The 1000-nt window shown below is 61.4% G+C and carries 1 protein-coding gene and 1 pseudogene; one reads left to right on the top strand and one right to left on the bottom strand.

Translation table 11 applies throughout. The features are described 5' to 3' along the window. Positions 1 to 491, bottom strand: a pseudogene (locus C9413_RS32385) (GlxA family transcriptional regulator); the annotation flags it as partial. Positions 492 to 586: 95 nt separating this feature from the next. Here C9413_RS32385 and C9413_RS32380 point away from each other — a divergent pair. Then, on the top strand, positions 587 to 1000 hold a 414-nt coding region (locus C9413_RS32380; protein ID WP_170251611.1), incomplete at its 3' end, for an FAD-dependent oxidoreductase.

The raw sequence follows: 1000 nt of genomic DNA, 5'->3' as shown, positions 1-1000 counted from the left end.
CGGCGTCCACAGGACGGGAAGAGCCGCGCGCTGCGGCGGGGGGGTGGGGGGAATGCTTTTTGAGGAGGGGGGGTGTGTCCACGTGGGCTGGAAAAAGCCGTTGTGCCGGGCGGGCCCGCCGATGCCAACACGTAGGAGCCGCTCGATATGCCGCCGATCCGCACGCCGTTGCGCGCGAACTTCCTTAGCGGCATATGCAGGGAGACACTTGCGTACCAGTCTTGCGGATCGCCGCCGGCACAGACATAGATCGTATGACAGGTGCCGCCAGCCTCCGAAAGCCTGTTGCAACTGATCGTCAGGCCGGACGAACTGCGAACCGGAAGACCATCTGCCGATAACGGGATCGCTTCGTAAAGAGCACTTCCGGCAAGCAGGTTTGCCGCCCGCAACGGCTCGGTCGCCGAGGCGTAGGACATCAGCGCGAAATTCGGCACGAGGACGAAGCCGATCCGCTGAAGGTTCTTCTGGTCGCTAGGGCTAGGGCTCATGTCCTAGAATTACATCATAATGTCCCAAGGATGCAACGGCAGCTCACTTCCCCATGCTATGACCGGCAACAGGTCTTTCTTGGAAAGCGGCATCGATGCGCTACTCGGCACTGTCCATCTTCTTAAACGGGCTTTTCGGCAACAGGAACTGGGCGCCCGCCTGGCGGCAGCCCGAGCCTAAGCCGCATTACGACGTGATCATTGTCGGCGGTGGCGGACACGGCCTTGCTACGGCCTATTACCTCGCAAAGGAATTCGGCATCACCAATGTGGCGGTGCTGGAGAAGAACTATGTCGGGTCCGGCAATGTCGGCCGCAATACGACGATCATCCGCTCGAACTACCTGCTGGCGGGCAACAATCCGTTCTACGAGCTTTCCATGAAGCTGTGGGAGGGGCTCGAGCGGGATTTCAACTTCAACGCCATGGTGTCACAGGGCGGGGGGCTCAATCTTTCCCCCTCCGAGGGGCAGCGCGACGCCTATACCCGCCGCGGCAACGCCATGCGG

It is taken from the genome of Rhizobium sp. SEMIA 4085, from assembly GCF_013004495.1.
Lineage (GTDB): Bacteria > Pseudomonadota > Alphaproteobacteria > Rhizobiales > Rhizobiaceae > Rhizobium > Rhizobium gallicum.
This window is presented reverse-complemented; position numbering and strand designations above follow the sequence as displayed.